This is a genomic window from Bradyrhizobium sp. UNPF46 (assembly GCF_006658625.1).
Lineage (GTDB): Bacteria > Pseudomonadota > Alphaproteobacteria > Rhizobiales > Xanthobacteraceae > Bradyrhizobium > Bradyrhizobium nitroreducens.
Genome location: NZ_LFJB01000060.1, coordinates 35302 through 60417, shown reverse-complemented (window position 1 = coordinate 60417; position 25116 = coordinate 35302). Strand labels below are relative to the sequence as shown.

20 protein-coding genes are annotated in these 25116 nt (G+C 66.6%); 8 read left to right on the top strand and 12 right to left on the bottom strand.

Annotated elements, in window-relative coordinates; genetic code table 11:
* Positions 1–5 precede the first annotated feature (5 nt).
* The gene (locus UNPF46_RS23405; protein WP_142251586.1) at positions 6–932 is read right to left on the bottom strand and encodes a bifunctional helix-turn-helix transcriptional regulator/GNAT family N-acetyltransferase; all 927 of its coding nucleotides are present in this window, start codon (positions 930–932) and stop codon (positions 6–8) included.
* A gap of 64 nt (positions 933–996) precedes the next feature.
* The gene (locus UNPF46_RS23400) at positions 997–1572 is read right to left on the bottom strand and encodes a glycosyltransferase family protein (RefSeq protein ID WP_100176281.1); all 576 of its coding nucleotides are present in this window, start codon (positions 1570–1572) and stop codon (positions 997–999) included.
* Positions 1573–1803: 231 nt separating this feature from the next.
* Here UNPF46_RS23400 and UNPF46_RS23395 point away from each other — a divergent pair, with 231 nt between their 5' ends.
* Complete coding sequence (locus UNPF46_RS23395; protein ID WP_100176280.1) at positions 1804–2643, top strand: RMD1 family protein; 840 nt, start codon at positions 1804–1806, stop codon at positions 2641–2643.
* Here the strand turns inward: UNPF46_RS23395 and UNPF46_RS23390 are convergent.
* The 4 genes from UNPF46_RS23390 to UNPF46_RS23375 form a co-directional block, all read right to left on the bottom strand.
* Positions 2637–4247 carry a PEP/pyruvate-binding domain-containing protein gene (locus UNPF46_RS23390; RefSeq protein WP_142251585.1) on the bottom strand — a complete coding sequence of 537 codons (1611 nt, stop codon included), beginning with the start codon at positions 4245–4247 and terminating at the stop codon, positions 2637–2639. The genes UNPF46_RS23395 and UNPF46_RS23390 overlap by 7 nt on opposite strands.
* Positions 4248–4257: 10 nt before the next feature.
* The gene (locus tag UNPF46_RS23385) at positions 4258–6186 is read right to left on the bottom strand and encodes a hypothetical protein (protein WP_142251584.1); all 1929 of its coding nucleotides are present in this window, start codon (positions 6184–6186) and stop codon (positions 4258–4260) included.
* Positions 6187–6268: 82 nt separating this feature from the next.
* Positions 6269–7459, bottom strand: a complete 1191-nt coding sequence (locus UNPF46_RS23380; protein WP_142251583.1) for an acetate/propionate family kinase — start codon at positions 7457–7459, stop codon at positions 6269–6271.
* Between the two features lie 2 nt (positions 7460–7461).
* On the bottom strand, positions 7462–9876 hold the full coding sequence (locus tag UNPF46_RS23375; protein WP_142251582.1) for a phosphoketolase family protein: 2415 nt from the start codon (positions 9874–9876) through the stop codon (positions 7462–7464).
* Positions 9877–10096: 220 nt separating this feature from the next.
* On the opposite strand from UNPF46_RS23375, the gene UNPF46_RS23370 reads away from it, so the two are divergent.
* The 4 genes from UNPF46_RS23370 (at position 10097) to UNPF46_RS23355 (ending at position 14300) form a co-directional block, all read left to right on the top strand.
* A complete protein-coding gene (locus tag UNPF46_RS23370; RefSeq protein ID WP_100176275.1) occupies positions 10097–11263 on the top strand; it encodes a PA0069 family radical SAM protein in 1167 nt (388 codons plus the stop codon).
* Positions 11264–11287: 24 nt separating this feature from the next.
* Entirely contained in the window at positions 11288–11743 is a 456-nt protein-coding gene (locus tag UNPF46_RS23365; protein WP_142251581.1) for a VOC family protein, read from the top strand.
* A gap of 76 nt (positions 11744–11819) precedes the next feature.
* Complete coding sequence (rnhB, locus tag UNPF46_RS23360; RefSeq protein ID WP_142251580.1) at positions 11820–12605, top strand: ribonuclease HII; 786 nt, start codon at positions 11820–11822, stop codon at positions 12603–12605.
* 186 nt (positions 12606–12791) lie between these two features.
* Positions 12792–14300, top strand: coding sequence for a glycosyltransferase family 39 protein (locus tag UNPF46_RS23355; protein WP_142251579.1), 1509 nt, complete (start codon positions 12792–12794; stop codon positions 14298–14300).
* A gap of 150 nt (positions 14301–14450) precedes the next feature.
* Here the strand turns inward: UNPF46_RS23355 and UNPF46_RS23350 are convergent, their stop codons facing one another.
* Positions 14451–15254, bottom strand: coding sequence for a uracil-DNA glycosylase (locus UNPF46_RS23350; RefSeq protein WP_100176272.1), 804 nt, complete (start codon positions 15252–15254; stop codon positions 14451–14453).
* A 135-nt stretch (positions 15255–15389) separates the two neighbouring features.
* Between UNPF46_RS23350 and UNPF46_RS23345 the strand changes: the two genes are divergently transcribed.
* From UNPF46_RS23345 to UNPF46_RS23335, 3 genes are all read left to right on the top strand, one after another.
* Positions 15390–17051: an electron transfer flavoprotein-ubiquinone oxidoreductase gene (locus tag UNPF46_RS23345; RefSeq protein WP_142251578.1), complete on the top strand. Its 1662-nt coding sequence runs from the start codon at positions 15390–15392 to the stop codon at positions 17049–17051.
* 309 nt (positions 17052–17360) lie between these two features.
* Positions 17361–19157 (top strand): tetratricopeptide repeat protein, encoded by a 1797-nt coding sequence (locus UNPF46_RS23340; protein WP_142251577.1) that lies wholly within the window; start codon positions 17361–17363, stop codon positions 19155–19157.
* An 85-nt stretch (positions 19158–19242) separates the two neighbouring features.
* A complete protein-coding gene (locus UNPF46_RS23335) occupies positions 19243–20127 on the top strand; it encodes a 4-(cytidine 5'-diphospho)-2-C-methyl-D-erythritol kinase (protein WP_181770076.1) in 885 nt (294 codons plus the stop codon).
* A 122-nt stretch (positions 20128–20249) separates the two neighbouring features.
* On the opposite strand, the gene UNPF46_RS23330 is transcribed toward UNPF46_RS23335, so the two are convergent.
* From UNPF46_RS23330 to UNPF46_RS23310, 5 genes are all read right to left on the bottom strand, one after another.
* Positions 20250–21125 carry an alpha/beta fold hydrolase gene (locus tag UNPF46_RS23330; RefSeq protein WP_181770075.1) on the bottom strand — a complete coding sequence of 292 codons (876 nt, stop codon included), beginning with the start codon at positions 21123–21125 and terminating at the stop codon, positions 20250–20252.
* A gap of 7 nt (positions 21126–21132) precedes the next feature.
* Positions 21133–21765: a LysE family translocator gene (locus tag UNPF46_RS23325; RefSeq protein WP_142251574.1), complete on the bottom strand. Its 633-nt coding sequence runs from the start codon at positions 21763–21765 to the stop codon at positions 21133–21135.
* Between the two features lie 73 nt (positions 21766–21838).
* On the bottom strand, positions 21839–23101 hold the full coding sequence (gene fabF, locus UNPF46_RS23320; RefSeq protein ID WP_142251573.1) for a beta-ketoacyl-ACP synthase II: 1263 nt from the start codon (positions 23099–23101) through the stop codon (positions 21839–21841).
* 2 nt (positions 23102–23103) lie between these two features.
* Entirely contained in the window at positions 23104–23619 is a 516-nt protein-coding gene (locus tag UNPF46_RS23315) for a winged helix-turn-helix transcriptional regulator (RefSeq protein WP_142251572.1), read from the bottom strand.
* A gap of 487 nt (positions 23620–24106) precedes the next feature.
* Positions 24107–25114 (bottom strand): polyprenyl synthetase family protein, encoded by a 1008-nt coding sequence (locus tag UNPF46_RS23310; RefSeq protein ID WP_026202916.1) that lies wholly within the window; start codon positions 25112–25114, stop codon positions 24107–24109.
* Positions 25115–25116: the final 2 nt, after the last annotated feature.

The window sequence follows — 25116 nt, the reverse complement described above, 5'->3', positions numbered from 1 at the left end:
TACCGCTACAAATCCCGCTCCCAGGTCTCGCCCACCAGATCCTGCCCGAAACTGTGATGCGGCTCGGTCGCGACCAGCTCAAAGCCGGCGCTCTTGTAGATTCCGCGCGCGGCCACCAGGATGCTCTGCGTCCACAGTGTCATCCTCTTGTAACCGCGCTCGCGCGCGCCCTGGAGGCATTGCTCCACCAGCGCGCGACCGACGCCGAGGCCTCGCGCTTTCTTCTCCACCTGCAGCAGGCGCAGCTTGGCGATCTCGTCCGTGGCCTTGACCAGGAAGATCGAGCCGACCGGCTCGCCTCCTGATTCCGCGATCCAGCAGTGCTCGCGCGCGGGGTCGTAGTTCTTGATGAACTGCGCGCAGATCTCCGCGACCAGCGCCTCGTAGCTGATATCCCAGCCGTAGTCGGCGGCGTAGGCGGCGGCCTGTCGGGAAATGACCCAGCCCATGTCACCGACGCGATGGCTGCGCAGCACGAAAGCCGCAGGCTGGCTGCGACGTTGCTCCAGCACGGCCTCGATGGTCGCCATGGCCTGCGTGAGGCGCGTTGCGTCGCTGGCCGACAGCTGAGCCAGCATTGCGGCGACTTCGTTTTGCGAGCTGAGGTTCAGCTTGGCGAAGGTCTGGCGCCCCTTGGCGGTGAGGCTGAGCTGGTATTGCCTGCGATCTGCGGGCAGTGGCTTTCGCGTGATCAGGCCCTTTTCGTCGAAGCTCTGGATGATGCGGCTGAGATAGCCGGGGTCGAGACCAAGCTCGATTCCGATCTCTTTTGCCGCCAGGTCGTCGCGGTGAGCGAGTTCATAGAGCACCCGGGCTTCGCTGAGCGAAAAAGGGCTCTTTCCAAGGTGCTGGTCGAGCACCCCGAGCTTGCGGGTATAGAAGCGGTTGAAGGCGCGGACCGCGGTGATCGGGTCGGTAGCTTCGAATGACATGGGGGGCACCTCGATATTTGCCATTGTCAATTAATTGTTTGACTTTGGCAAGTATCTGGCAGCCTCAGGCGACCATGACGATCCGGCTGCGCAGCATGGTCCGGGACGAGCGGCCGAGCCGCCGGAGCAGCCGTGTTTCGGAATGGCGGGCCTGCGGCGGGTAGCCGCCGATCCGGTCGTAATGATCACGCGCGATCAAAAGTCCCTGGTCGCCGAGCGGGCCGACAAGCTTGCGCGCCATGGCACGGAGGATATCCCGCAAGCCGGTATCGGCGTAAGGTGAGCGCGCATAACGGAAGACGGCAGCCCGATCCCGGCCGCTGGTCGCGACGGCCTGGATGAACTGGGTGGTTTCCTCGATCCAGCCGGTTTCCAGCACCGCGCCCGCGGGCAGGAACATCAGCCAAGGCGAGCGGGCCTGGAGTGCGCCGGCCGCGAGCGCGGCGCCTTGCGAGGATCCCTCGAAGCCGACGAAACGGCAGCCTGCGACGTCGGCAACGCGCTCGATGACGCCGTTGCGGGTGCCGTCGACCAGGAGCACCTCCCGGATGATTCCGGCGGCGGCGCCGGGAACCAGCGCGGCCAGCGTGGCGACCGCCGTCTGCTCGACGCCTTCGGTCGGAATGATGACGCTCAACATGATCGAGGCTTCAATGTCTGCACTTCGGAAAGAAGCGGAGCTCGTTATGATGTTGTCATAAACACGCGGCGTTGCCGAGTGCAACTTTCCGTCCGCGCTTCGGCATGCGATGGTAAACCGCCTCCCGTCATCGCAGCCGAATGTGTCACGGGCGGGCCCGCAATATTGCCGAATGTTTCGGCACGATCCCGATTGCGTTAACCCGTGGCTGCGCCGCGACGGAGGCCTTGCATGAACGCCGATCAACTCGCCGTTGGTATGGCGCCAACACCGCCGAAGCAGGGGACTGCGCCGACGCTGCGGATCCGGGCGCTGATGCTGGGAGACCGCATCAATGCCTCCGGCCTGGAGATCGGGACGCTGGTCTCGTCCACTCCGGCCGCCTTCCGCGTCCACGCCGGCCTTGTCGTGATCTTCCGTTACGGCGTCGTGGTGCTGATCGGCCTGCTGCCTTCGGAGGAGAAAGTCCTCATCGACAATTTGAAGTCTCGCGTGACCGGCGAGCTCAGCCCGTACGAGGAGGAGATCGCGCAGGCGCAGCTCTGCAACGACGAGGCCGCCGAGGCGATCCAGCCGGGGGGGCCGATCTGCCTCGCCAAATTCTCCGACGACCGGCTGCTGCTGGTTGCGGATGCTCTCGCCAAGAGCACGTCGCTGGCGCGCGACGAGCGGCGCGTCGCTGCGGTCTTCGATGTGATCGAACCGTTTGCACGGGAGCTCGCCGAACACGGCCGCACGCCACGCCGGCGAAAGGGCATCCTGCAATTGATCGGCAGTGCGCTGCTGGTGCAGCAGCGCGTCGCCGGCCGCGTCGCGATCGCCGAGAAGCCCGACGTGCTCTGGGAGAAGCCCGAGCTCGACCGGCTCTATTCCCGCCTCGAGGACGAGTACGAGCTGAAGGAACGCCTCGACACGCTCGAGCGCAAGCTCACCGCGGTGTCGGAGACCGCCAACGCACTGACCGACATCATCGACACCCAGCGCTCGCTCCGGCTGGAGATCGCGGTCGTGGTGCTGATCGTGATCGAGGTCGCGATCGGGTGTTTTCAGATTTTTACCGGCATTCACTGAGCCGCTGCGGCGAGCCTGCCAGGTCGGCCGGATTGCGCCTTCCACGCGGCGATCTCGGCAAGCTCGGCTTCGGGCTGTGTCCGCATCGTCTCGCAGCGCCCGAGATAGAGCTCCCCGGCGTCGCCTTCGATCGTAATCCATTCGCCTTCGGCGAGAACGGCATTTCCGAGCTGGGCACGCCTCGCGACAGGGTCGATCTTCAACTCACGGCAGCCGACCACGCAGGGCTTGCCCATTTGCCGGGCCACCAAGGCTGCATGCGAGGTGCGCGCGCCGACCGCCGTTACGATGCCGGCGGCCAGAGCGAAGCCCGCGACATCGGCCGTGCTGGTATCGGAACGCAGCAGGATGACCGGCTCGCCCGCGGCCGACAGGCGCTGAGCGCTTTCGGACGAGAACGCCGCTCGTCCGATCCCGATGCCGCCACTTGCGCCGATGCCGGTCGTCGCGGGTTTGCCCGCGGAAACCAATCGGGTTTCGGTGAGCGAAGCAAGGTCGATCTCCGCGATCCGCCCCAAGGCCTCGTCCTTGGAGATCAGTCCTTCATGCACGAAGTCGATCGCGATCCTGGCGGCGGCCCGCGGCGTGCGCTTGGCCGCCCGGGTCTGGAGGATCCAGAGCTTGCCGTTCTCGACCGTGAACTCGACGTCCTGGACGTCGGCGAACGTGCGCTCAAGTTGCCTCAGGATATCGCCAAGTTCCGATTCGAGCTTCGGTAATTCACGGGCGATCGCCTCGGCCGTATCGGGTGCGCGCCTCCCGGAAACGACGTCTTCCCCCTGCGCATCGAGCACGAGGTCGATCATCGGGCGCCGCGCGCCCGTCGACGGATCGCGCGAGAATGCAACGCCCGCGCCGGAGGCAATACCGCCATTGCCGAAGACCATCGCCTGCACGGTCACGGCGGTGCCCTCGAGCGTCTCGAGGTGCTGGAGGCGTCGATAAGTCTGCGCGCGCTCGCTCATCCAGGAGCGATAAACCGCTTGGGCTGCTGCCTCCAACTGCGCGAAGGCATCCTCCAACGAGCCATCGGCGCGATCCTCGATCAGAGCCTGCTCGCGGCTGGCGAGCCGCTCAAGCGCTTCGCTGTCGAGTTCACGGTCGCTGCCGGCAGATTCGGCGGCGACGAGTTCGCAGATGTGCGCGGCAAATTCGGTCTGGTCGATATTGAGCACCGTCTCGCCAAAGCTCTCCAGGAAACGGCGCCGGCAGTCCCAGGCGAGCCGCGGCCGGCCGGTCGCACGGATCAGGCCGTGCACGGCATCGGACGTGCAGCCGACATTGAGAACGGTGTCGAGCATGCCTGGCATCGATCGCGCCGCGCCCGAGCGCACCGACACCAGGAGCGGCTGCCGGCGATCGCCAAAGCGCTTTCCGGTCGCGCTCTCCAGGAACGAAATTCCCTCCTCCAGGCCATCGCGCAGGTGTCGCGCGGCGTGCGCATGGCCGGCAATGATGTCGGCGCAGAGCTTGACCGGGAGCACGAAGGCAGGCGGCACCGGCAGACCCAGTGCCGCCATGCGGGCGAGGCTGGCGGCCTTGGCGCCGATCTCTTCGGCGGGCCGCAATTCGGAGGTTTCAGCGCCGATACGCACGATATGCATGGTGGCTTCCTCAGGCTGCAAGATCGATCATGATGTGACGGCGGAGCAGGTGCCCGAACGAGGCGAAGCGGTCGGTGGCGCGCTCGACGGCACGGGCGAGCTCGATCACCGACAGCGAGGTCGCGACGTCGAAGCCGCCGCAGAAGACCAGCGCGGTCGTCGCGCGTTCGCGGCTGTCGGCGGCGTGTTCGGCATCGATCAGGCGGGTCACGGCGGAGAGCGCGTCCTCCGAATCGGCGTGCCGTCCCTCCGGCACGTCGATCGCCGCGGCAACGCCGCTCGCGGCGACTTCAGTCGCGGTCGCCGCCACGGCGCAAAGCTCGGCCAGCGCTGCCAGCAGGGATGGATCGGTCCTTCCCGGCATCAGCGAGGCGATGAATGCAGCCTGCTCCAGCTCGTCGACGGCTTCCTCGGCGCGATCGATCAATTGCCCGATCAGCGGACGCGCATTGAGGCGGTCCACCTCGTTGCGGCCCTCGAAGGCGATTCGATCGGCCTTCTGCTCGATCATGCCGCAGTGCTGCGTCAGCAAGGCGGCGTCGGCGGGCTGGCCGGCGCGCAAGGCGGCGATATGGCGCGAGATCGCTGCGACGAGATCGTGGGCGAGGCCGATCTGGCGCAGCACGGCTGCGAGCAACGCTCCGTCGACGCGATCCAAATGCCGCATCAGGTCGGCTTCGATCTGGTCGCGCACAGTCCTGACCGAACGGCCCGCGAGCAATGCCTCGGTGGACGCGCGTAGTGACGCTTTGAGAAAATCGATGGCAGGGCTGCGGCCGAGCGCCTGGTCGAGCCGCTCGCCGAAGCCGATCCGCGCGGGGGCGGCGTTCCGCACCGCAGAGCCCAGCAGATCGTTGCCGCCGAGCTCGAGGAAACCGCGATGGCCGATCCGCTGCCGGGCCGCCCATTCCAGGATGTGGACCGCGTCCTCCTTGGCGACCCAGCTCCTCAGCAGCTTGCGCGCCTTGTTCCAGTCGATCAGAAACACCAGCGCGGCACCGACCGCCGCGAGGAACTCGTTGCGATCGGCAGCGTGTCCGGTCTGATACTGGCCGGTGACGAGATAGAAGGAATTGTCCTCGCCGAGCCCTGTGGCGGTGTGACGATCGAGCCCGCTCCAGCTCGCCTCGAACTTGTCGAACAGCGAAATGAAGAATTTCGCGCGGGCGAGGTGCACGTCGGTGTAGGTGACGGTGACCGCGTTCTTCTTCACCGCGATCACGACGACATGGGCGTCCGTGGTGCCGATGTCGTTCTGGATCAGCAGCCGGCCCTCGGTTCGCGTGGCCATGGTGTCGAGGCCCGGATGATTGAACTTGAGGCCGCGCGTCGCGTTCAGGCCCTTCATGAAAGCGGCGACCGCCGTCCGGTCCTCGCTGTGCAGACCGAAGACATGGGCGCCGTCGAGCGTTTCTTCCGCGCAAGCCGTTGCCAGCCTGTTGAGCTGCTTGTGCAGATCCATGACGAGGCGATGCAGGCTGTCGCCGCCCGCGTCCGCGACACCGGTCAGGCGCGCGATATGGGACATTGCGATCTCGGCGGTGGACTCGAGCAGGCCGGCCGCGCGGATTGCCTCGAGGCGCGTCTGCGCTCTCTCGCCTTCGCTCGCGGCGCCGGCGCCGACGGCGCGGATCATGGTCGCTGCGTCGTCCGCGATCTCCTGCATCAGCTTTGCGAGTTCGGGCGCCGCGAGCCGGCCGTGTCCGACCAGATGCGCGCCACCGATCAGCGTCGCGATGGCGGCGGGGGCGATGCCCGCCGTCTGGCTTTCGATGCCAAGGTCACTCCCGGGCCGGCCCGGCTCCTGCGCATGCTGGGCCGCCGCCTGCAGCGCGCTCATGCGCACCTTGATGCGATCATTGGCGGCAAGCCCTTCCGCGACCAGCGCGGGCAACAGGATGCCGCCTTGTCCGAGCTCTTCGATGATGTGGGTCTTCATGATCCGTCCGCTCGATGATTGATGCGGACTCTATGCCACGCGACTTTGACGGCGTCGTTGCGGCAGATCATTCATAAAAATGTCACGTGACGTCGCGTCCGCGGATCAGAGCTGCGCAATGCCGCGCGATCGTCAGCTCTTCATTGGTCGGGATGACGAGCACGTCGACAGCGCTATCGTCGCGGCTGATCCGCTCGCGCGTCTCTTCGTTCGCCGCCGCATCGATCCGCACGCCGAGCCAGCCGAGCCGTTCGCCGATCGCGCTGCGGATCTCCTCGGCATGCTCGCCGATGCCGCCGGTGAAGACCAGGCAATCGAGCCCGCCGAGCGTGGTCGCCATCATCACGATCGCTTGCGCCGCCCGGAACGTGAAGAGGTCGACCGCCTCCCGCGCCGCTTCTGTGCTGCTCGCCAGCAGCGTGCGCATGTCGGCGGAAAGACCGGAGGCGCCGAGGAGGCCGGACTCGTGATAGAGCAGGTGCTGGACCTCTTCGAGCGACATCTTCTCGTGCTGTTGCAGATAGAGCAGCACGCCGGGGTCGATCGTGCCGCAGCGCGTGCCCATCACGAGGCCGTCGAGCGGCGTCAGTCCCATCGTGGTGTCGATGCTGCGGCCGTCGCGTAGCGCGCACAGGCTGGCGCCGTTGCCGAGATGGGCGATGACGCTACGCTTTGCGATGAGCTCGGGTACAATCTGGGCGAGGCGCCCCGCGACATATTCGAACGACAGGCCGTGAAAACCGTAGCGTCGGATGCCACGCTCCTCGAAGCGCCTGGGAATGGCGAAGCGGCTCGCCGGCGGCGCGAGGCCATGGTGGAAGGCGGTGTCGAAACAGGCGATCTGCGTCAGCGCCGGCCGGATCGCGGCGAGCGTGCGGACCGGCGCGAGGCAGCGCGGCTGGTGCAGCGGCGCCAGCGGCGTCAATGCTTCGAGCTTCGCCGTGACCGCGTCCGACAACACGACCGGGCCTGAATAGTCCCGCCCGCCGTGAACGACGCGATGGCCGACGGCGCGCAGGCTGCGTTCGCCGAACCGGTCCTCGATGAAGGCGAGCACGTCGGCGAACAGATGGCCGCCGTCGGCATCCGCCGCTTCTCGTCGTGTCTCGAACAGGTCTTCGCCGGCGGGGCTCCTCACCACGAGGCGGGGTCTGGCCTCATGCTCGTCGAGCAGACCCTTGCACACCAGGCTGGGCTCGGTCGTCGAGATGTCGAACAGGCCGAACTTGACGCTCGACGATCCCGAGTTGAGGACGAGGACCGTGTCCGACATGGCTAGCGGCCGGCTCCGGCCGGGCTGCTGCCGCCGGAGCTGTTGGGCCAGACCCAGCCCTGGATCTCCGGCATGTCCTCGCCGTGCTCCCGCACATAGCGCGAATGCAGGATCAGCTTGTCGCGGAATTGCTGCTTGGCCGGCGCGGCCTTGGCCGCGAGCCCGGGCACGCGCTCGATCGCCTCGATCGCGAGGTGGTAGCGGTCGAGCTCGTTGAGCACGACCATGTCGAACGGCGTCGTCGTGGTGCCTTCCTCGGCAAAGCCGCGCACATGCATGCCGGCATGGTTGGTGCGGTTATAGGTCAGGCGATGGATCAGGTAGGGATAGCCGTGATAGGCGAAGATCACGGGCTTGTCCGTCGTGAACAGGCTGTCGAAGTCGCGATCCGAAAGCCCGTGGGGATGCTGCTCCTTCGGCTGCAGCGTCATGAGATCGACGACGTTGACGACGCGGATCTTCAGGTCCGGCAGCGCCTTGCGCAACAGGTCGACGGCAGCCAGCGTCTCCAGCGTCGGTACGTCGCCGGCGCAGGCCATCACCACGTCGGGCTCCTCGCCCGCATCTTCCGTCCCCGCCCAGCTCCAGATGCCGATGCCGGCATCGCAATGCGTGGCTGCGTCCTGCATCGACAGCCATTGCGGCGCCGGCTGTTTGCCGGCGACGATGACGTTGATGCGGTCATAGGTGCGCAGGCAGTGGTCGGCGATCCACAAGAGCGTGTTGGCATCGGGCGGGAAGTAGATGCGGACGATGTCGGCCTTCTTGTTGGCGACGAGATCGACGAAGCCGGGGTCCTGATGGCTGAAGCCGTTATGGTCCTGCCGCCAGACGTGCGAGGTCAGCAGATAGTTGAGCGAGGCGATCGGCCGCCGCCACGGCAGATGCCGTGTCACCTTCAGCCATTTGGCGTGCTGGTTGAACATGGAATCCACGATGTGGATGAAGGCTTCGTAGCAGGAGAAGAAGCCGTGCCGTCCCGTGAGCAGATAGCCTTCGAGCCAGCCCTGGCAGAGATGCTCGCTCAAGACTTCCATGACGCGGCCGTCCTGCGCCAGATGCACGTCGTAAGGCTCGATCGGCTCCATCCAGACCCGCTCGGTCTCCTCGAACACCGCGTCGAGACGGTTTGACGCGGTCTCGTCCGGACCCATGATGCGGAAGTTGCGCTCGGTCGCGTTGAGGCGGATGACGTCGCGCAGGAATTTGCCGAGCTCGCGGGTCGCTTCGCCGGTGACGGCGCCGGGCTGCGGCACATCCACCGCAAAGCTGCGGAAGTCCGGCAGCTTGAGTTCCTTCTTGAGCAGCCCGCCATTCGCATGCGGATTGGCGCCCATGCGGCGGGTGCCTTCCGGGGCCAGTGCCTGCAACTCGGGAACGAGCGCGCCCTTCGCATCGAACAGCTTTTCAGGTTCGTAGCTGCGCATCCAGTCTTCGAGAATCTTCAGATGCGCCGGATTCTCGCGGCAACCTGCAACCGGCACCTGATGCGCCCGCCAAAAACCCTCGACCTTCTTGCCGTCGACCTCCTTCGGGCCGGTCCAGCCCTTCGGGCTGCGCAGCACGATCATCGGCCAGCGCGGCCGTTCGACGCTGTCGCGCCCGTCGCGGGCATGCTGCTGGATCGAGCGGATGCTGGCAAGCGCGACGTCGAGCGCATCCGCCATGGCCTGGTGCATCAGTTTGGGGTCATCGCCCTCGACGAACAGCGGCTCGTGGCCGAATCCGCGGAAGAGATCGCGGATCTCGCTGTCGGGCATTCGGCCAAGCACGGTGGGGTTGGCGATCTTGTAGCCGTTGAGATGCAGGATCGGCAGCACCGCGCCGTCATGGGCGGGGTTCAGGAACTTGTTGGAGTGCCAGGATGCAGCGAGCGGGCCGGTCTCGGCTTCGCCGTCGCCGACGACGCACGCGACGATCAGGTCGGGATTGTCCAGCGCGGCGCCATAGGCGTGCACCAGCGCGTAGCCGAGCTCACCGCCCTCGTGGATCGAGCCCGGCGTTTCCGGCGCCGCATGGCTCGGAATGCCGCCAGGGAAGGAGAACTGCCGGAACAGCTTGCGCATGCCGTCCGCATCGCGCGCGATATCAGGGTAGATCTCGCTGTAGCTGCCTTCGAGATAGGTGTTGGCGACCATGCCCGGTCCGCCATGGCCGGGGCCGCAGACATAGATCACGCTGACGTCCAGTGCGCGGATGACGCGATTGAGGTGGGCGTAGATGAAGTTCAGGCCCGGCGTCGTGCCCCAATGGCCGAGCAATCGCGGCTTGATGTGCTCGGCGCGCAAGGGCTCGCGCAGCAGCGGATTGTCGAGCAGGTAGATTTGCCCGACGGAAAGGTAGTTTGCGGCGCGCCAGTAGCGATCAAGGAGATCAAGGTCATTGGTCGCTGAGGCCGATTGTTGTTGATTTGTCATGTTCTTGCCGATTGTTGCCGAGCTACGCCCGCGATCGTCACCAACATTGTTCCGGCGCGATCGATCCCTGACCGGCATCAAACGGAATCGTTGCGACAGGCATGTTGCGTGAGGTCAAGGGACCGCGCCCGAAATTTGGGCGGGCTACTGCGCATGGGGTTGTTTTTCCATTTTTGGTTTGTGTTCTTGATTTGTTCCTTTGGCGTGCTATCTTGGGTTCATGAGTCCAGCAGCATCCTCTCATGCTCTCAAGCACCCGCCGGTCAAGGCGCCCTCCGAGCCGGCGGGTGTGGACTCTGATTTTCCTGAGCTTGGCGTCGCCATCGACCGCGCACGCCGGCGAGGGCGCGGGGCACAGTCCAACGCCAGCGGCCGGTATGAGGCCGAGGCGCGGGTCGCGTTCGACGACGGCTGGCAGAGCCTGGAAGAACTGCCGCCGTTCAAGACCACGGTCGCGGTCGACACATCGCGCAAGGTGATCACCCGCAACGAGTCTCCCGATATAGGCTTCGACCGCTCGATCAATCCCTATCGTGGCTGCGAGCATGGCTGCGTCTACTGCTTTGCGCGGCCGACCCATGCCTATCTCGGCCTGTCGCCGGGGCTGGACTTCGAGTCGAAACTGTTCGTGAAGCCGGAGGCGCCGTCGCTGCTCGAGAAGGAGCTGGCCGCGCCCGGCTACGAGCCGCGGATGATCGCGATCGGCACCAACACCGATCCCTACCAGCCGATCGAGCGCGAGCGCAAAATCATGCGCGGCATTCTCGAGGTGCTGGAGCGTGCCGGCCATCCCGTCGGCATCGTCACCAAATCCGCGCTGGTGGTCCGCGACATCGACATTCTCGCGCGGATGGCCAAGCGCAACCTCGCCAAGGTCGCGATCTCCGTGACCTCGCTCGATCCAAAACTGGCGCGCACCATGGAGCCGCGGGCCTCGACGCCGCCGAAGCGGCTGGAGGCGCTGAAGCAGCTCTCGGATGCCGGCATTCCCACCACCGTGATGGTCGCACCCGTGATCCCCGCGCTGAACGATTCCGAGATCGAGCGCATCCTCGATGCCGCCGCCCATGCCGGCGTCAAGGAGGCCTCCTATGTGTTGCTGCGGCTGCCGCTGGAGGTGCGCGATCTCTTCCGCGAATGGCTGATGGCGAACTATCCGGACCGCTATCGCCACGTCTTCACGCTGATCCGAGACATGCGCGGCGGCCGCGACTACGACGCGAAATGGGGCGAGCGGATGAAGGGGACGGGACCGATGGCCTGGACCATCGGCCGCCGCTTCGAGATCGCCTGCGAGCGGCTCGGGCTCAACAAGCGGCGCTCCAAGCTGACCGCGGATCACTTTGCGCGGCCGAATCGGAACGGCGATCAGCTCAGCCTGTTCTGAGCGAGCAAGTGAAAGAGGCGTCGCATGGGTAAGGAAGTTTCGGCTCCGGTGCCGCGGCTCACCGTCATCACGCTCGGCGTCAGCAATATCCGCGCCAGCATTGCCTTTTACGACGCGCTCGGTTTTGCGCGCCGGCTGAAGGCGACCGGCGAGGCGGTGGCGTTCTACGATACCGGTGGTCCGGTGCTCGCGCTGTATCCTTGGGATCAGCTCGCGGCCGACGCCAAGCTGCCTGACAATCCCAGGTCATCGACCTTCCGCGGCATGACGCTCGCCTGGAACTGTGCCACGCGTGAGGAAGTGGATGCGGTGCTGGCCTTCGCCCTCGGCAAGGGCGCGAGGCTGCTGAAGGCCGCGCACGAGACCGATTACGGCGGCTATTCCGGTTATTTCGCCGATCCGGACGGCCATCCCTGGGAGGTCGTGGTCGCGCCCGGCATCGAGCTCGGCGATGACCGGCGGGTGCATCTGGCAGAGTAGGGCGCCAGCCTGAATAACGGGAATTGCGCGGGGTTCCGGGTTGCGCCGGCCGGAGCGCTTGCGCACCATCCCGGCCATGATTCGGGACAAGTCCACCAAGAAGCCGGCCAAAGACGCGCCCAAGCAGGTCGATGCGAAGAAGGTCGCGCCTGCCAAGGCCAGCTTCCGCCGCGAGCGCGCGCTGATCAAGCGCGGCATCTGGCCGGTTGCCGGCTGCGACGAGGCCGGTCGTGGCCCGCTCGCAGGTCCCGTGGTGGCGGCCGCCGTGATTCTCGATCCCGACCGCATCCCGCGCGGCATCGACGATTCCAAGCGCCTGACGGCCGAGGCGCGCGAAAAGCTGTTCGACAGGATCTGTGCGACCGCGCAGGTCTCCGTCGCCGTCGCCTCACCGTCGCGAATCGATCGCGACAACATCTTGCGCGCCTCGCTGTGGGCGCTGAAGCGTGCCGTGGTGGCGCTGCCGGAGGCGCCCCGTCACGTCTTCGTCGACGGCCGCGACCGACTCGACACGTCCTGCGATTGCGAGGCCGTGATCGGCGGCGACGGTATCGTGCTGTCGATCGCCGCGGCTTCCATCGTCGCCAAGGTGACGCGCGACCGCCTGATGTGCGCGCTGGCGCAGGATTGTCCCGGCTACGGTTTTGAGCAGCACAAGGGCTACGGCGTCCCCGAGCACCTCGATGCGCTGAATCGCCTCGGCCCCACCGTCCACCACCGCAGCTTCTTCGCCCCCGTCGCCGCCGCCCGCGCCAAGCATATGCCGTGGACGGTCGAGCCGGTGCAGGACCTGTTTGCGGTCACCGAGCTCGAAGTGCAGGCGGAAGCCAGCGTCGAGATCGAGGCGTCGGCGAATCTCTAGGGCTGGCCCCACAGCTTCATGGCCGGGCCTGACCCGGCCATCCACGTCTTTCCTGCGGTACGAGAACGTGGAAGCCCGGGCATGACGAGCAAACCGCCGTTGCCACGACGCATGACGCCCTTTATCAAAACAGATGTGAGCGAATAGGGCCGGCTGGACGGGTTGGCTGCATCTTTCGGGCGTTGCATGCGGTTTACCTCCCTGGTCATCGAGCTCATTCGCGCCCGGCCGCGGCTGATCGTGTGGATCGCCGTGCTGCTTCAGGCCGCGATGTGGCTCTTTGTGGCGCTGGTGTTCTACCGCAGCCCGCCCGGCACGCTCGCAACGCTCCTTGCCTTCGGACGCGAATACCACGTCGGCACCGATCTCGGCCCGCCCTTGCCGGTCTGGCTCGCCGACATCGCCTATCGCGCCGCAGGCGGCCACATGTTCGGCGTCTATGTTCTCGCCGAGCTCTGCGAGATCGCGACGTTCATCGCGCTCTACCATCTGTCCCGTGCCGTGGTCGGGTCGCAGCAGGCGGTGCTCGCCGTGCTCCTGACCATGACGGTGCTCGCGTTCTCCTCGTCGGCGCTCGACTTCGGTCCCCTCGTCCTGGCCCGCCCGCTCTGGGCGTTGCTGCTGCTGCACTCCTGGCAGATCATCGGCCAGCGCCGCGGCAATGCCTGGTTCGCCTGGTCGATCGAGGCCGGCCTGCTGCTGCTGACAACGCCCGCCGCGATCTTCCTGCTGCTCCTGCTCGTCGTCTTCGCGCTCTCGACCGCCGGCGGCCGCCGCACGCTGCGCGCGCTCGATCCGCTGTTCGCGTTGATCGTCGTGGCCGTGCTGGCGCTGCCCTATGCGGTCTGGCTGATGCGGGCCCAGACGCTGGTTCTGCCCACCTTGCCTGAGGTCGCCGAGCTGAACGCCCGCGCGCTCCACGCGGCCTGGCTGCTCGGCGGCCTCGTGCTCGGGGCCGCCGCGATTCCGGCGCTGACCTTCCTCAACACCGGCCTGTTCGTCGCCAAGGGCGAGGAGGCGCCGATCATCTATCGTCCGCCGGTCGAGCCGCTCGCCCGCAACTTCGTCTTCTTCTTCGCGCTGGCCCCGGCGCTCGGTGCCGTGCTGATCTCGGGCCTGCTGGGTCTCGATTCCGTCGTGGGCGGAGCCGGTGTCGTGCTGGTGCTGTCCGGGCTTGCCGTGGTCGTCGCGGCCGGCGACCTCATCGCGATGCGCCGCGCGCGCATGCTGCGCATGGTGTGGGCTGCCGCCGTCGTCGCGCCGGCCGCCGGCGTGGTGCTCGCCGTGCTGTTCCTGCCCTGGACCGGGGCCAACGAGATCGCGACCTCGATGCCCGCGCGCGCGATCTCGGATTTCTTCGACGAGAGTTTCGCCCGCCGCACCAACCACCGCCTGCGCGCGGTTGCCGGCGAGACCCAGCTGGCGAGCCTGATCACGCTGCATTCGGGGCGACCGCACCTTTTCATCGACGCGAACCCTGCGCGGACGCCATGGATGGATCAGACCAAGTTCAGCGAGACCGGCGGTGTCGTGGTCTGGCGCGCCTCCGATACCGCCGGCACCCCGCCGCCGGACATCCTCAAACGCTTTCCCGGCATCGTGCCGGAAGTGCCGCGCGCCTTCGAATGGCTGGTGACCGGGCGCCAGCAATTGCTGCGCGTCGGCTGGGCCATCGTGCGGCCGAAGGGGACATAGGCAGGTGTCGTGCCCCGGACGCAGCGCAACGCCTTTTCGGCGGTGCGCTGCAGAGCCGGGGCCCATCTCTCCGCATCGTACCTTGTTGTTCTGGGTCCCGGCTCTGCGGAGCGTCACTGCGTGCCGCACCGCGTCCGGGACACGAGAGCGCTATCCCGCCAGCACCTTCGCGATCGCGCGCAGATCCTGCCAGGCCAGCCGCTTGTAGGACGGCGAGCGGAGCAGATAGGCCGGATGGAACGTCGGCAGCGCGCGGATGGTGCGCGCGCCCGTCTCGTAGTCGAACCAGCGGCCGCGCGTGCGCATGATGCCCTCGCGCGTTCCGAGCAAGGTCTGGGTCGAGGGATTGCCGAGCGTGACCAGCACGTCGGGATTCACCAGCTCGATCTGGCGCTGGATGAAAGGCAGGCACACTTGCGTCTCCTGCGGCGTCGGCGTGCGGTTGCCGGGCGGCCGCCAGGGTATCACGTTGGCGATGTAGGCGGTGCCGCGGTTGAGGCCGATCGCGCCGATCATGAGGTCGAGCAGCTTGCCGCTGCGTCCGACGAAGGGTAGCCCTTCGATGTCCTCGTCGCGGCCCGGCGCCTCGCCGACGAACATGATGCGTGCCTGCGGATTGCCGTCGGCGAACACCAGCCGCGTCGCGGTGTGCTTCAGCGCGCAGCCCTCGAAGTTCTGCATCAGCTCGCGCAGCGCCTCCAGCGTCGGCGCGGTGCGCGCCGCCTCGCGCGCCGAAGCAATGGCGATGTCGGGCGCGGGTGCGGCCTCGCCACGCATCACCGCGGGCGCTGCCACCGGCCGAGGCGCCTCGGCTGGCGCTACGCGCGGGGCCGGCGGCGGCGCATCGATTTCCGCCAGGCGGTCTATCGGTTCCTCTGCGAGCGCACAGTCGACTCCCGCCTCCAGATAGAAGGCAAGCAGCTCACGGACGGTGGGGGCGGGTTCGGGGATCATGGAAAGTCAGACTTTTATATCATTTTGGGGCGCCTTGCATCCCAGCGAAACGCATTTCCGCTGTTGTCCTGCCCGGAAAAATCGGAAACAAGGGGGCCGCAAACGACCGAGGACCGTCTCAAGGGCTGAGATCAGATGAGCACCGAAGAACTTCCCCCGCGCGAATCCATGGAATTCGACGTCGTCATCGTCGGCGCCGGCCCCTCGGGCCTGTCGGCCGCGATCCGGCTGAAGCAGCTCAATGCCGATCTCAACGTCGTCGTGGTCGAGAAGGGCTCCGAGGTCGGCGCGCATATCCTTTCCGGCGCGGTGATCGATCCCGCAGGTCTCGACAAGCTGGTCCCGGACTGGCGCGACGATCCCGATTGCTCGCTCAAGACCCAGGTGAAGGACGATCGCTTCTTCTGGTTCACCGAGACCGGCGCGATCAAGCTGCCCAACTTCATCATGCCGCCGCTGATGAACAATCATCATTGCTACATCGGCTCGCTCGGCAATGTCTGTCGCTGGCTGGCGCGCAAGGCCGAGGCGCTCGGCGTCGAGATCTATCCGGGCTTTGCCGCCGCCGAGGTGCTCTATGACGAGGCGGGCAACGTCAGGGGTATCGCCACCGGCGACATGGGTATCGGCCGTGACGGCAAGCCGAAGGACTCCTTCACGCGCGGCATGGAGTTGCTCGGCAAATACACGCTGTTCGCGGAAGGCGCGCGCGGCAGCCTGACCAAGCAGCTCATCGCGAAATACGCGCTCGATGCCAAGAGCGAGCCGCCGAAATTCGGCATCGGCCTCAAGGAAGTCTGGCAGATCGATCCCGCCAAGCACCAGAAGGGTCTCGTCCAGCACGCAGTCGGCTGGCCGCTGGGCAACGACACCGGTGGTGGCCTGTTCTTCTATCATTACGACGAGAACCTGGTGTCGATCGGCTTCGTCGTCCACCTCAACTACAACGATCCCTATCTGTCGCCGTTCGACGAGTTCCAGCGCGTCAAGAACCATCCGGCAGTGCGCTCGACGCTCGAAGGCGGCAAGCGGCTGGCCTATGGCGCCCGCGCCATCACCGAAGGCGGCTACCAGTCGGTGCCGCGGCTGAGCTTCCCCGGTGGCGCGCTGATTGGCTGCGCTGCCGGCTTCGTCAACGTGCCGCGCATCAAGGGCGTGCACAACGCGATGGGCACCGGAATGCTCGCCGCCGAGCATGTGAGCGCCGCGCTGGCTGCAGGCCGCGCCAATGACGAGCTCGCCGAATACGAGAACGCCTGGCGCGACTCCGTCGTCGGCAAGGACCTCTATCCCGTCCGCAACGCCAAGCCGCTGCTGTCGAAGTTCGGCACCTTCATCGGCGCGGGCCTCGGCATCTTCGACATGTGGTGCAACACGCTGTTCGGCGCCTCGCTGTTCGGCACCCAGTCTCATGCCAAGCCGGACCGCGCCACGCTCGACGCGGCGAAGAGCCACGCTCCGAAGAACTACCCGAAGCCGGACGGCAAGATCTCCTTCGACAAGCTGTCCTCGGTGTTCCTGTCCAACACCAACCACGAGGAGGACCAGCCGGTCCATCTCAAGGTCGCGGACATGAACCTGCAAAAGACCTCCGAGCACGACGTCTTCGCCGGTCCTTCGAATCGCTATTGCCCCGCCGGCGTCTACGAGTGGGTCGAGGAAGGATCGAGCCTGCGTTTCCAGATCAACGCCCAGAACTGCGTTCACTGCAAAACCTGCGATGTGAAGGACCCCAACGGTAACATCACCTGGGTTCCGCCAGAGGGCGGCGGCGGCCCGAACTACGAGGCGATGTAAGCGGGGACCGGACAGGCGGACCTGATCACACGAAGGCGGTCCGGTGCACGTTCGCGTGAGGAGTGGGCCGCGGCCACCGGTCGCGGCCACGATAAGGCCATAGTGGCGGCGTCTTGGGGCTGCTCTTGACCTGTTACGGGCCGATTTGGGGCGTGCGGAGGGGGACCCTCGGTCCGAATCCTTGCGGCGAAGCGCCAAAAGCGGCATTGTCAGACTGACGGTTCCGGGTCCGGATGCCTCCGGCCGCGTTCGCATGCGATACGGCCCTCTGCTGCAAACCCAGGCACTACCAACTCAAGGCGAGCCCTGATGCTTTCAAATCGTTTCAACCGCTGGACTGTTGCCGCCATCGCCCTCATGGGCACAGCGATGGCAACCGTCCCCGGCAGGGTCCTGGCGCAGACGCCGGATCATCCCTCCGATACGGCGGCGCAGTTTCCGACCCGGAACGATCTGAAGTCGCTCACCACCGCCGGCAGCTATCTTGCCGCCCGCCATGCCAGCGTCGAGCGCGACGCCGCTTCCGCCGCCGCGTTCTATCGCTCGGCGCTGCGCACTGATCCCAAGAACAACGAACTGCTCGACCGCGCCTTCATCTCCTCCGTCGCCGACGGCGACATCGAGGAAGCCGTCAAGCTCGCCGAGCGCATCCTCACCATCGACAAGACCAACCGCGTCGCGCGTCTCGTCGTCGGCGTGCATGATCTCAAGGTGAAGAAGTACGCAGCCGCGCAGACCAACATCAACCAGTCGATCCGCGGCCCGATCACCGATCTCGTCGCCACGCTGCTGTCGGGGTGGGCTGCCTACGGCGCGGGCGATGCCAAGGGCGGCGTCGCCACCATCGACAAGCTGGCAGGTCCGGAATGGTATCCGCTGTTCAAGGATCTTCATGCCGGCATGATCCTCGAGCTCGCGGGCAAGGAGAAGGACGCCGGCGCCCGTTTCGAGCGCGCCTACAAGCTCGACGATTCCATGCTGCGCGTGACCGAGGCCTATGCGCGCTGGCTGTCGCGCAACAAGGATTCCGCCGCCGCGACCACGGTCTATCAGGCCTTCGACAAGAAGCTCGCGCGCCATCCGCTGATCCAGGAGGGCCTGCGTGAGACCAAGGCCGGCAAGAAGATGCCGCCGCTGGTCGATTCGGCGCAGGCCGGCGCTGCCGAGGCGCTCTACGGTATCGGCGCGACGCTGACTCGCCGCGGCGGCGAGGATCTGGCCCTGGTCTATCTCCAGCTCTCGCTCTATCTGCAGCCGACGCATCCGCTGGCGCTGCTCTCGCTCGCCGATCTCTACGAATCGGTGAAGCGGCCGCAGATGGCGATCAAGGTCTATGAGCGCGTGCCCGCGGCATCGCCGCTGAAGCGTAACGCGCAGATTCAGCTCGCCATTGACCTCGATTCCGCCGACCGCACCGACGAGGCGATCAAGATCCTCAAGGGCGTCACCGCGGAGGACCCTAAGGATCTCGAAGCCATCATGGCGCTCGGCAATATCGAGCGCGGCCGCAAGAAGTTCGGCGATTGCGGCGCGACCTACTCGCGCGGGGTCGACGTGCTGCCGGCCGGCAACGACAAGGCCAACAGCGTCTGGTACTATTATCGCGGCATCTGCGAGGAGCGCTCCAAGGAGTGGGCCAAGGCCGAGGCCGACATGAAGAAGGCGCTCGAGCTGCAGCCAGATCAGCCGCATGTGCTCAACTATCTCGGCTATTCCTGGATCGACCAGGGCGTGAATCTCGACGAAGGCATGAAGATGATCAAGCGCGCCGTCGAGCAGCGTCCCGACGACGGCTACATCGTGGATTCGCTCGGCTGGGCCTATTACCGCATCGGCAATTACGAAGAGGCGGTGAAGAACCTCGAGCGCGCGATCGACCTCAAGCCGGAAGATCCGACCATCAACGATCACCTTGGCGATGCCTATTGGCGCGTCGGCCGCACGCTGGAAGCCAAATTCCAGTGGGCGCATGCCCGCGATCTCAAGCCCGAGCCGGAGGAGCTTCCGAAGATCGAGGCGAAGATCGCCAACGGCCTCAGCGAGGACAACGCGAACTCTTCGGCCGCGCAGGCGGACAAGAAGAAGGACGACGGCAAGGGCGGCTAGTCTTGCGCATGATCCGGAAAAGTGTGTAGCGGTTTTCCGACAAGATCATGCGCGACAAGGAACTGAAGTTGGGGGCGTGTCGCCGATGCCGGCGTTGATTGAAGAAGGACGGGCGAAGGTCAATTTGAGCCTTCGCGTCGTCGGACGTCGTGCCGACGGCTATCATGATCTCGAAAGCGTGGTCGCGTTTGCCGACTGCGCCGACCGGCTGACGCTGGAGCCGGGTGGCGAGCTGAAGCTCACCACCACCGGGCCGCTGGCCGCGGCCTGCGGCGATACCTCCGACAATCTCGTGTTCAAGGCCGCCAAGCTGCTGGCCGAGGCGGTGCCGAACCTGAAGCTCGGCGCGTTCGCGCTCGACAAGGTGCTTCCCGTGGCAGCCGGCATCGGCGGTGGCTCGGCCGACGCCGCGGCGGCGCTGCGGCTCCTGGCGCGTCTCAACGATCTGTCGCTCGATGATCCCCGCCTGCAGAAGGTCGCGCTCGCGACCGGCGCCGACGTGCCGGTGTGCCTGTTCTCGCGCGCCTGCGACATGACCGGCGTGGGCGAGCAGCTGCTGCCGCTCGAGCTGCCCAGCATGCCCTGCGTGATGGTCAATCCCCGCGTGCCTGTCGCCACCAAGGATGTTTTCAAGGAGCTGGGCCTGCGCAACGGCGAGCTCCTGGTCGGCGCCACCTCGGTTCTGGGAGCTCCGGCCTGGCCGGAGGAGGGCGGGTCGATCGCCGATTGGGTCGAGGTTCTCGAAAGCGTTCCCAACGATCTCGAAGCGCCTGCGTTGCGGATCGAGCCCGTGATCGGCGAGGTGCTGCAGGCGCTGCGTGACTCCGCCGGCGTCAAGCTGGCCCGTATGTCGGGCTCCGGCGCAACGTGCTTTGCGATCTATGGGTCGCCCGCCGATGCGCATGCTGCGGCCGAAAGGATCCGGCGCGACCATCCCGGCTGGTGGGTGCATGCGGGGACATTGAGCTAGGTGCTTCTCCAAAGGCTACGCCGTAGGATGGGCAAAGGCGCGCTTGCGCCGTGCCCACGACATTTCTGATGCGGTGACACAGCGTGGGCACGCTTCGCTTTGCCCACTCTACGGCAGCAGAGCTAGTTGCTGCCGTCTTCGGCCAATCCCAAAAACCGCCGAATCTCGCCCAGCACCTCGTCCGGCTTGTCGTGCTGCAGCCAGTGTCCCGCCCCAGCGATGGTCTCGATGCGCGCGTTCTGGAAATAGCGCTCCAGGCCCGCCGCTCTGGCACCGGCCAAGAAGCTCTCGCCGGCATTGAGCAGCAGCGTCGGGCAGGCGATGCGGGACCATAGCGCGACGTGATCGTCCGGCCAGAGCCGGTGCGGCGCCGAGGCGCGCTGATAGGGATCGAACTTCCAGCTATAGGTGCCGTCCTCGTTCTGCCGCGCGCCGTGCGTTGCAAGATGCAGCGCGAGGTCGCGGGCGAGGCGCTTGTTGTGAAGCACCATCTGCGCCGCTGCGTCCTCCAGGGTCGCATAGCGACGCGGCGTGCGGTCGTGAAGCTTGTCGAGCTGGGCGACCCATTTGCCGATGCGCTCGTGCACCGGCGGTTTCGGCGTGTCCGGCAGCATCGTCACGCCGTCGAGCACGACCAGCTTCTTGACGTGCTCCGGAAACGCCCCCGAGAAGATCAGGCTCACCATGCCGCCCATCGAGTGGCCGATCAGCGTGACCTCGGTTGCAGCGATGACGCGGAGGAGCTGGGTGAGATCGTAGACATATTCGGTCAGGGCGTAGCTGCCGCCGCGGGTCCAGTCGGAATCGCCGTGGCCGCGCAGGTCGGGTGCGACCACGTGAAAATGCGGCTGCAGCGACCGGGCGATGCCGTCCCAGCTTCGGCAATGATCGCGGCCGCCATGGACCAGGATGAGTGGCAGCGCGCTCTCGTTGCCCCAATCGGCGTAATGTAGCCGCAGACCGTGGGACTCGTAGAAGCAGCTTTTCGGAGCGGGCATCACGGCGCTATCCATTCGCCGGCCGCCGAGCCAGTGCGAGCGACAGGCCGAGGCCCGCGATGAAGACGCCGGAGCCCTGGGTGAGATGGCGCATCAGATGCGGCCGTCCGACCAGCTGCGTGCGGGTTGCGGAGGCCATCAGCACCACGATGATATCGGCGAGCGTGTTCAACGCGACCGAGATTGCGCCGAGCATGATGAACTGCAGTGTGGGGCTCGATCCCGCGGGATCGAGGAACTGCGGGATGAAGGCAAGGAAGAACGCGGCGGTCTTCGGGTTCAGCGCCTCGACCAGCACGCCGTCGCGGAACGCGCGCTTGTCGCCGGTGCTTTCGCTCTCCAGCGGCAGCGCGCGGCCGGCGCTGCGAAAGGTCTTGATGCCGAGCCAAACCAGATAGAGCGCGCCGACGAACTTCACGGCGGCAAACAGCTCGGCGCTCGCAAGGATGATGGCGGAGATGCCGAGGCTGCCGGCGGCCACGTGAACCAGCCCGCCCAGTGCCGTGCCCGCAGTCGATGCAAAACCGTTGGCCCGTCCTTCCGACAAGGTTCGTGCGGCGACGTAGAGGACGCCGGGGCCGGGGACCGCGGCGATGAGACAGGCCGCGGCGAGGAATAGCCAGAAATTGGTTTCGATCATCCCGTTTTCGTAACGGAGCGGGCCGCGATTGCAAGGCCTGTTGTTCAAAGTCCTCTCGCTCAAAGCCTCTCGTTCAGCCCGTGCGGCGGAAGATCACGCTGGCATTCACCCCGCCGAAGCCGAAGCCGTTGGAGATGGCGTGCTGCATCGCCATTGGCCGCGCGCTGCCCGAGACGATGTCGATGCCGTCGGCGCCCGCGTCGGGGTCTTCCAGATTGAGGGTCGGCGGCGCGATCTGGTCGCGCAAGGCGAGCACCGTGAAGATCGCCTCGAGGCCGCCGGCGGCGCCGAGCAGATGACCGGTGGCGGATTTGGTCGCGCTCACCGCGATGCCGCGGTTGCGGCCGAACAGCGCGGCGATGGCGCCGAGCTCGCTCTCGTCGCCAGCCGGCGTCGAGGTCGCATGTGCGTTCAGATGCTGCAGATCAACGGGTGCAAGCTTGGCCTGCCGGAGCGCGATCTCCATGGCGCGGCGGGCGCCCTCGCCATCGGGCGGGCCCGACGTCATGTGATAGGCATCCGCGGTGGTGCCGTAGCCGACGATCTCCGCAAGCGGCGTGGCGCCGCGCGCCAGCGCGTGCTCGAGCTCTTCGACCACCAGGATTCCGGCACCTTCGCCCATGACAAAACCGTCGCGCTTCCGATCGAATGGGCGCGAGGCGCGCGCGGGCTCGTCGTTGAATCCGCTCGACAGCGCCCGCGCCGCGGCAAAGCCGCCGAGGCTGACGATATCGATGCAGGCCTCCGCGCCGCCGCAGATCGCGACATCGGCTTCGCCCGCACGGATCATGCGCGCGGCATCGCCGATCGCCTGCACGCCGGCGGCGCAGGCGGTGACCGGCGTGCCCAGCGCACCCTTGTAGCCGTATTTGATCGAGACGTGGCCGGCGGCGAGATTGGCCAGGAACGAGGGGATCGTGAACGGCGAGAGCCGGCGCGCGCCGCGCTGCTCGGTGATGCGCACCGCCTCCGCCATCGCCGGGAAGCCGCCGACACCGGATGCGATGATCGTCGCGGTGCGTTCCAGCGCGCTCGCGTCCTGCGGCGTCCATCCGGCCTGTGCGACCGCTTCGGCCGTGGCGAGCAGGGCGAACAGGATGAAGCGGTCCATCTTGCGCTGGTCTTTTGGCGCGGCAGCCTGCGCGGGATCGAACCCGCCTTCGTCGTCATCGGCCTTGTCGGGCACGCGGCCGGCAATGCGCGCCGGCAGCGCCTGCGCCCATTCGGGCAGCGGACGCAATCCGCTCTGGCCGGCGAGCAGTCGGCGCCAGGACAACTCGACACCGCAGGCCAGCGGCGACACCGCGCCCATTCCCGTCACGACGATACGACGCATGTCTAGTCTCCCGCCGGCGCGACGGCCGGGTTCATGGCCTTGAGCGAAGCGATGCGCTTGCGCATTCCGCGGCTGGCACGAGGCCCTGCAATCGCGACCGTGTTGGCGAGCGTGATGGGCTGCTTGCTGCCGGCGTCAACGACCACGGGATCGAGCGGGCGGACGTCGTCGCGGCTCGCCAGCAGAATGGATTCGCCTTTAGGCGCGAGATGCCTGTTGCCCCAGGCCAACAGCGCAGCAATGACGGGAAAGAAATCCCGCGCCTTGTCCGTCAGCACATATTCGTAACGCGGCGGGCGTTCGTTGTAGCGGCGACGCACGAACATGCCGCTCGCGGTGAGATGCGCGAGCCGCCGCGACAGGATGTTCGGCGCGATTCCGAGGCTCTGCGAGAACTCGTCAAACCGCGTCGCACCCTGGAACGCGTCCCGCAGGATCAGAATGCTCCACCACTCGCCGACGGTCTCGACCGCGCGGCCGACAGGGCATTCCAGGATGGAGGGGGATTTGGGCTGCATGGCAGCAAGTTAGGTTAGTAACTTGCAAAAAGCAAGTAACTGGTTCCGCAGATGCGGACCGCGAGAATGCGGCTATGGTGATGAGCGGTGGCTGTCGAACAAACAACTCTCGTGCCCCGGACGCAGCGCAGCGCCTCCTGGCGATGCGCTGCAGAGCCGGGGTCCATGTTGACGAGAGCCGTGCATGTCGCGTGGGTCCCGGCTCTGCGCAGCAGCGTTTCACGCTGCAGCGCGTCCGGGACATGAGAAGCAGCGGTGTCGCCTCACAACGACGATGTTGGTGTAGCGGGCGTTTATCTAGGACCGTCACCCTGAGGCGCTCGCCCGGCGACGCGACAGCGTCGCCGGGCGAGCCTCGAAGGGCGACGCCCGGCTGCATCTCGGCCGTGCATCCTTCGAGGCTCCTGGCGCGATGCTTCGCATCGTGCCATTCGCGCCTCAGGATGAGGGGGTTGGCAGAACTGGAATGGTTGCTGGGCAGCAGCGCCTAATGCGACCGCGCCAGGCAGAACGCCACCACCTGCTCCAGCGCGCTCTTCATCGGCGAGGAGGGGAACAGCGCCAGCGCGTCGACGGCCATGGCGCCGTAGTGCTGGGCGCGGCTCAGCGTATCCTCGAGCGCGCGGTGCTTGTTCATCAGGCCGATGGCGTGATCGAGGTCGCTGTCGCCGATCTCGCCGCGCTCCAGCGCCCGGATCCAGAACGCGCGCTCGGTGTCGTTGCCGCGGCGGAAGGCGAGCACGACGGGCAGCGTGATCTTGCCCTCGCGGAAATCGTCGCCGGTGTTCTTGCCGAGCTTGGCGCTCTTGCCGCCGTAATCGAGCACGTCGTCGACGAGCTGGAAGGCGATGCCGAGATTCATGCCGACCGAGCGGCACGCGGTCTGCTCGGCCTTCGGGCGGTTGGCGATGACGGGGCCGACCTCGCAGGCGGCGGCGAACAGCTCGGCGGTCTTGCCGCGGATCACGGCGAGATATTCGTCCTCGGTGGTGGCGGTGTTCTTGGCGGCGGCGAGCTGCATCACCTCGCCCTCGGCGATGGTGGCGGCGGCCGCGGAGAGGATGTCGAGGGCGCGGAGCGAGCCGACCTCGACCATCATGCGGAAGGCCTGGCCGAGCAGGAAGTCGCCGACCAGGACGCTCGCCTCGTTGCCCCAGAGCATGCGCGCCGACAGCTTGCCACGCCGCATCTCGCTTTCGTCCACGACGTCGTCATGGAGCAGCGTGGCGGTATGCATGAACTCGACGGAGGCGGCGAGCTTGATGTGGCCGTCGCCGGTGTAGCCGGCGAGGTTGGCCATGGCGAGCGTCAGCATCGGCCGCAGCCGCTTGCCGCCGGAGGAGATCAGATGGTTGGCCACTTCCGGGATCATGGTCACGTCCGAACCGGTCCGAGACAGGATCGTGGCGTTGACGCGCTCCATGTCAGGGGCGACAAGGGCCACCAGCTCTTCGATCGACGCGCCGGGAGTTTCGAAAGGTACGATGACGGCCACGC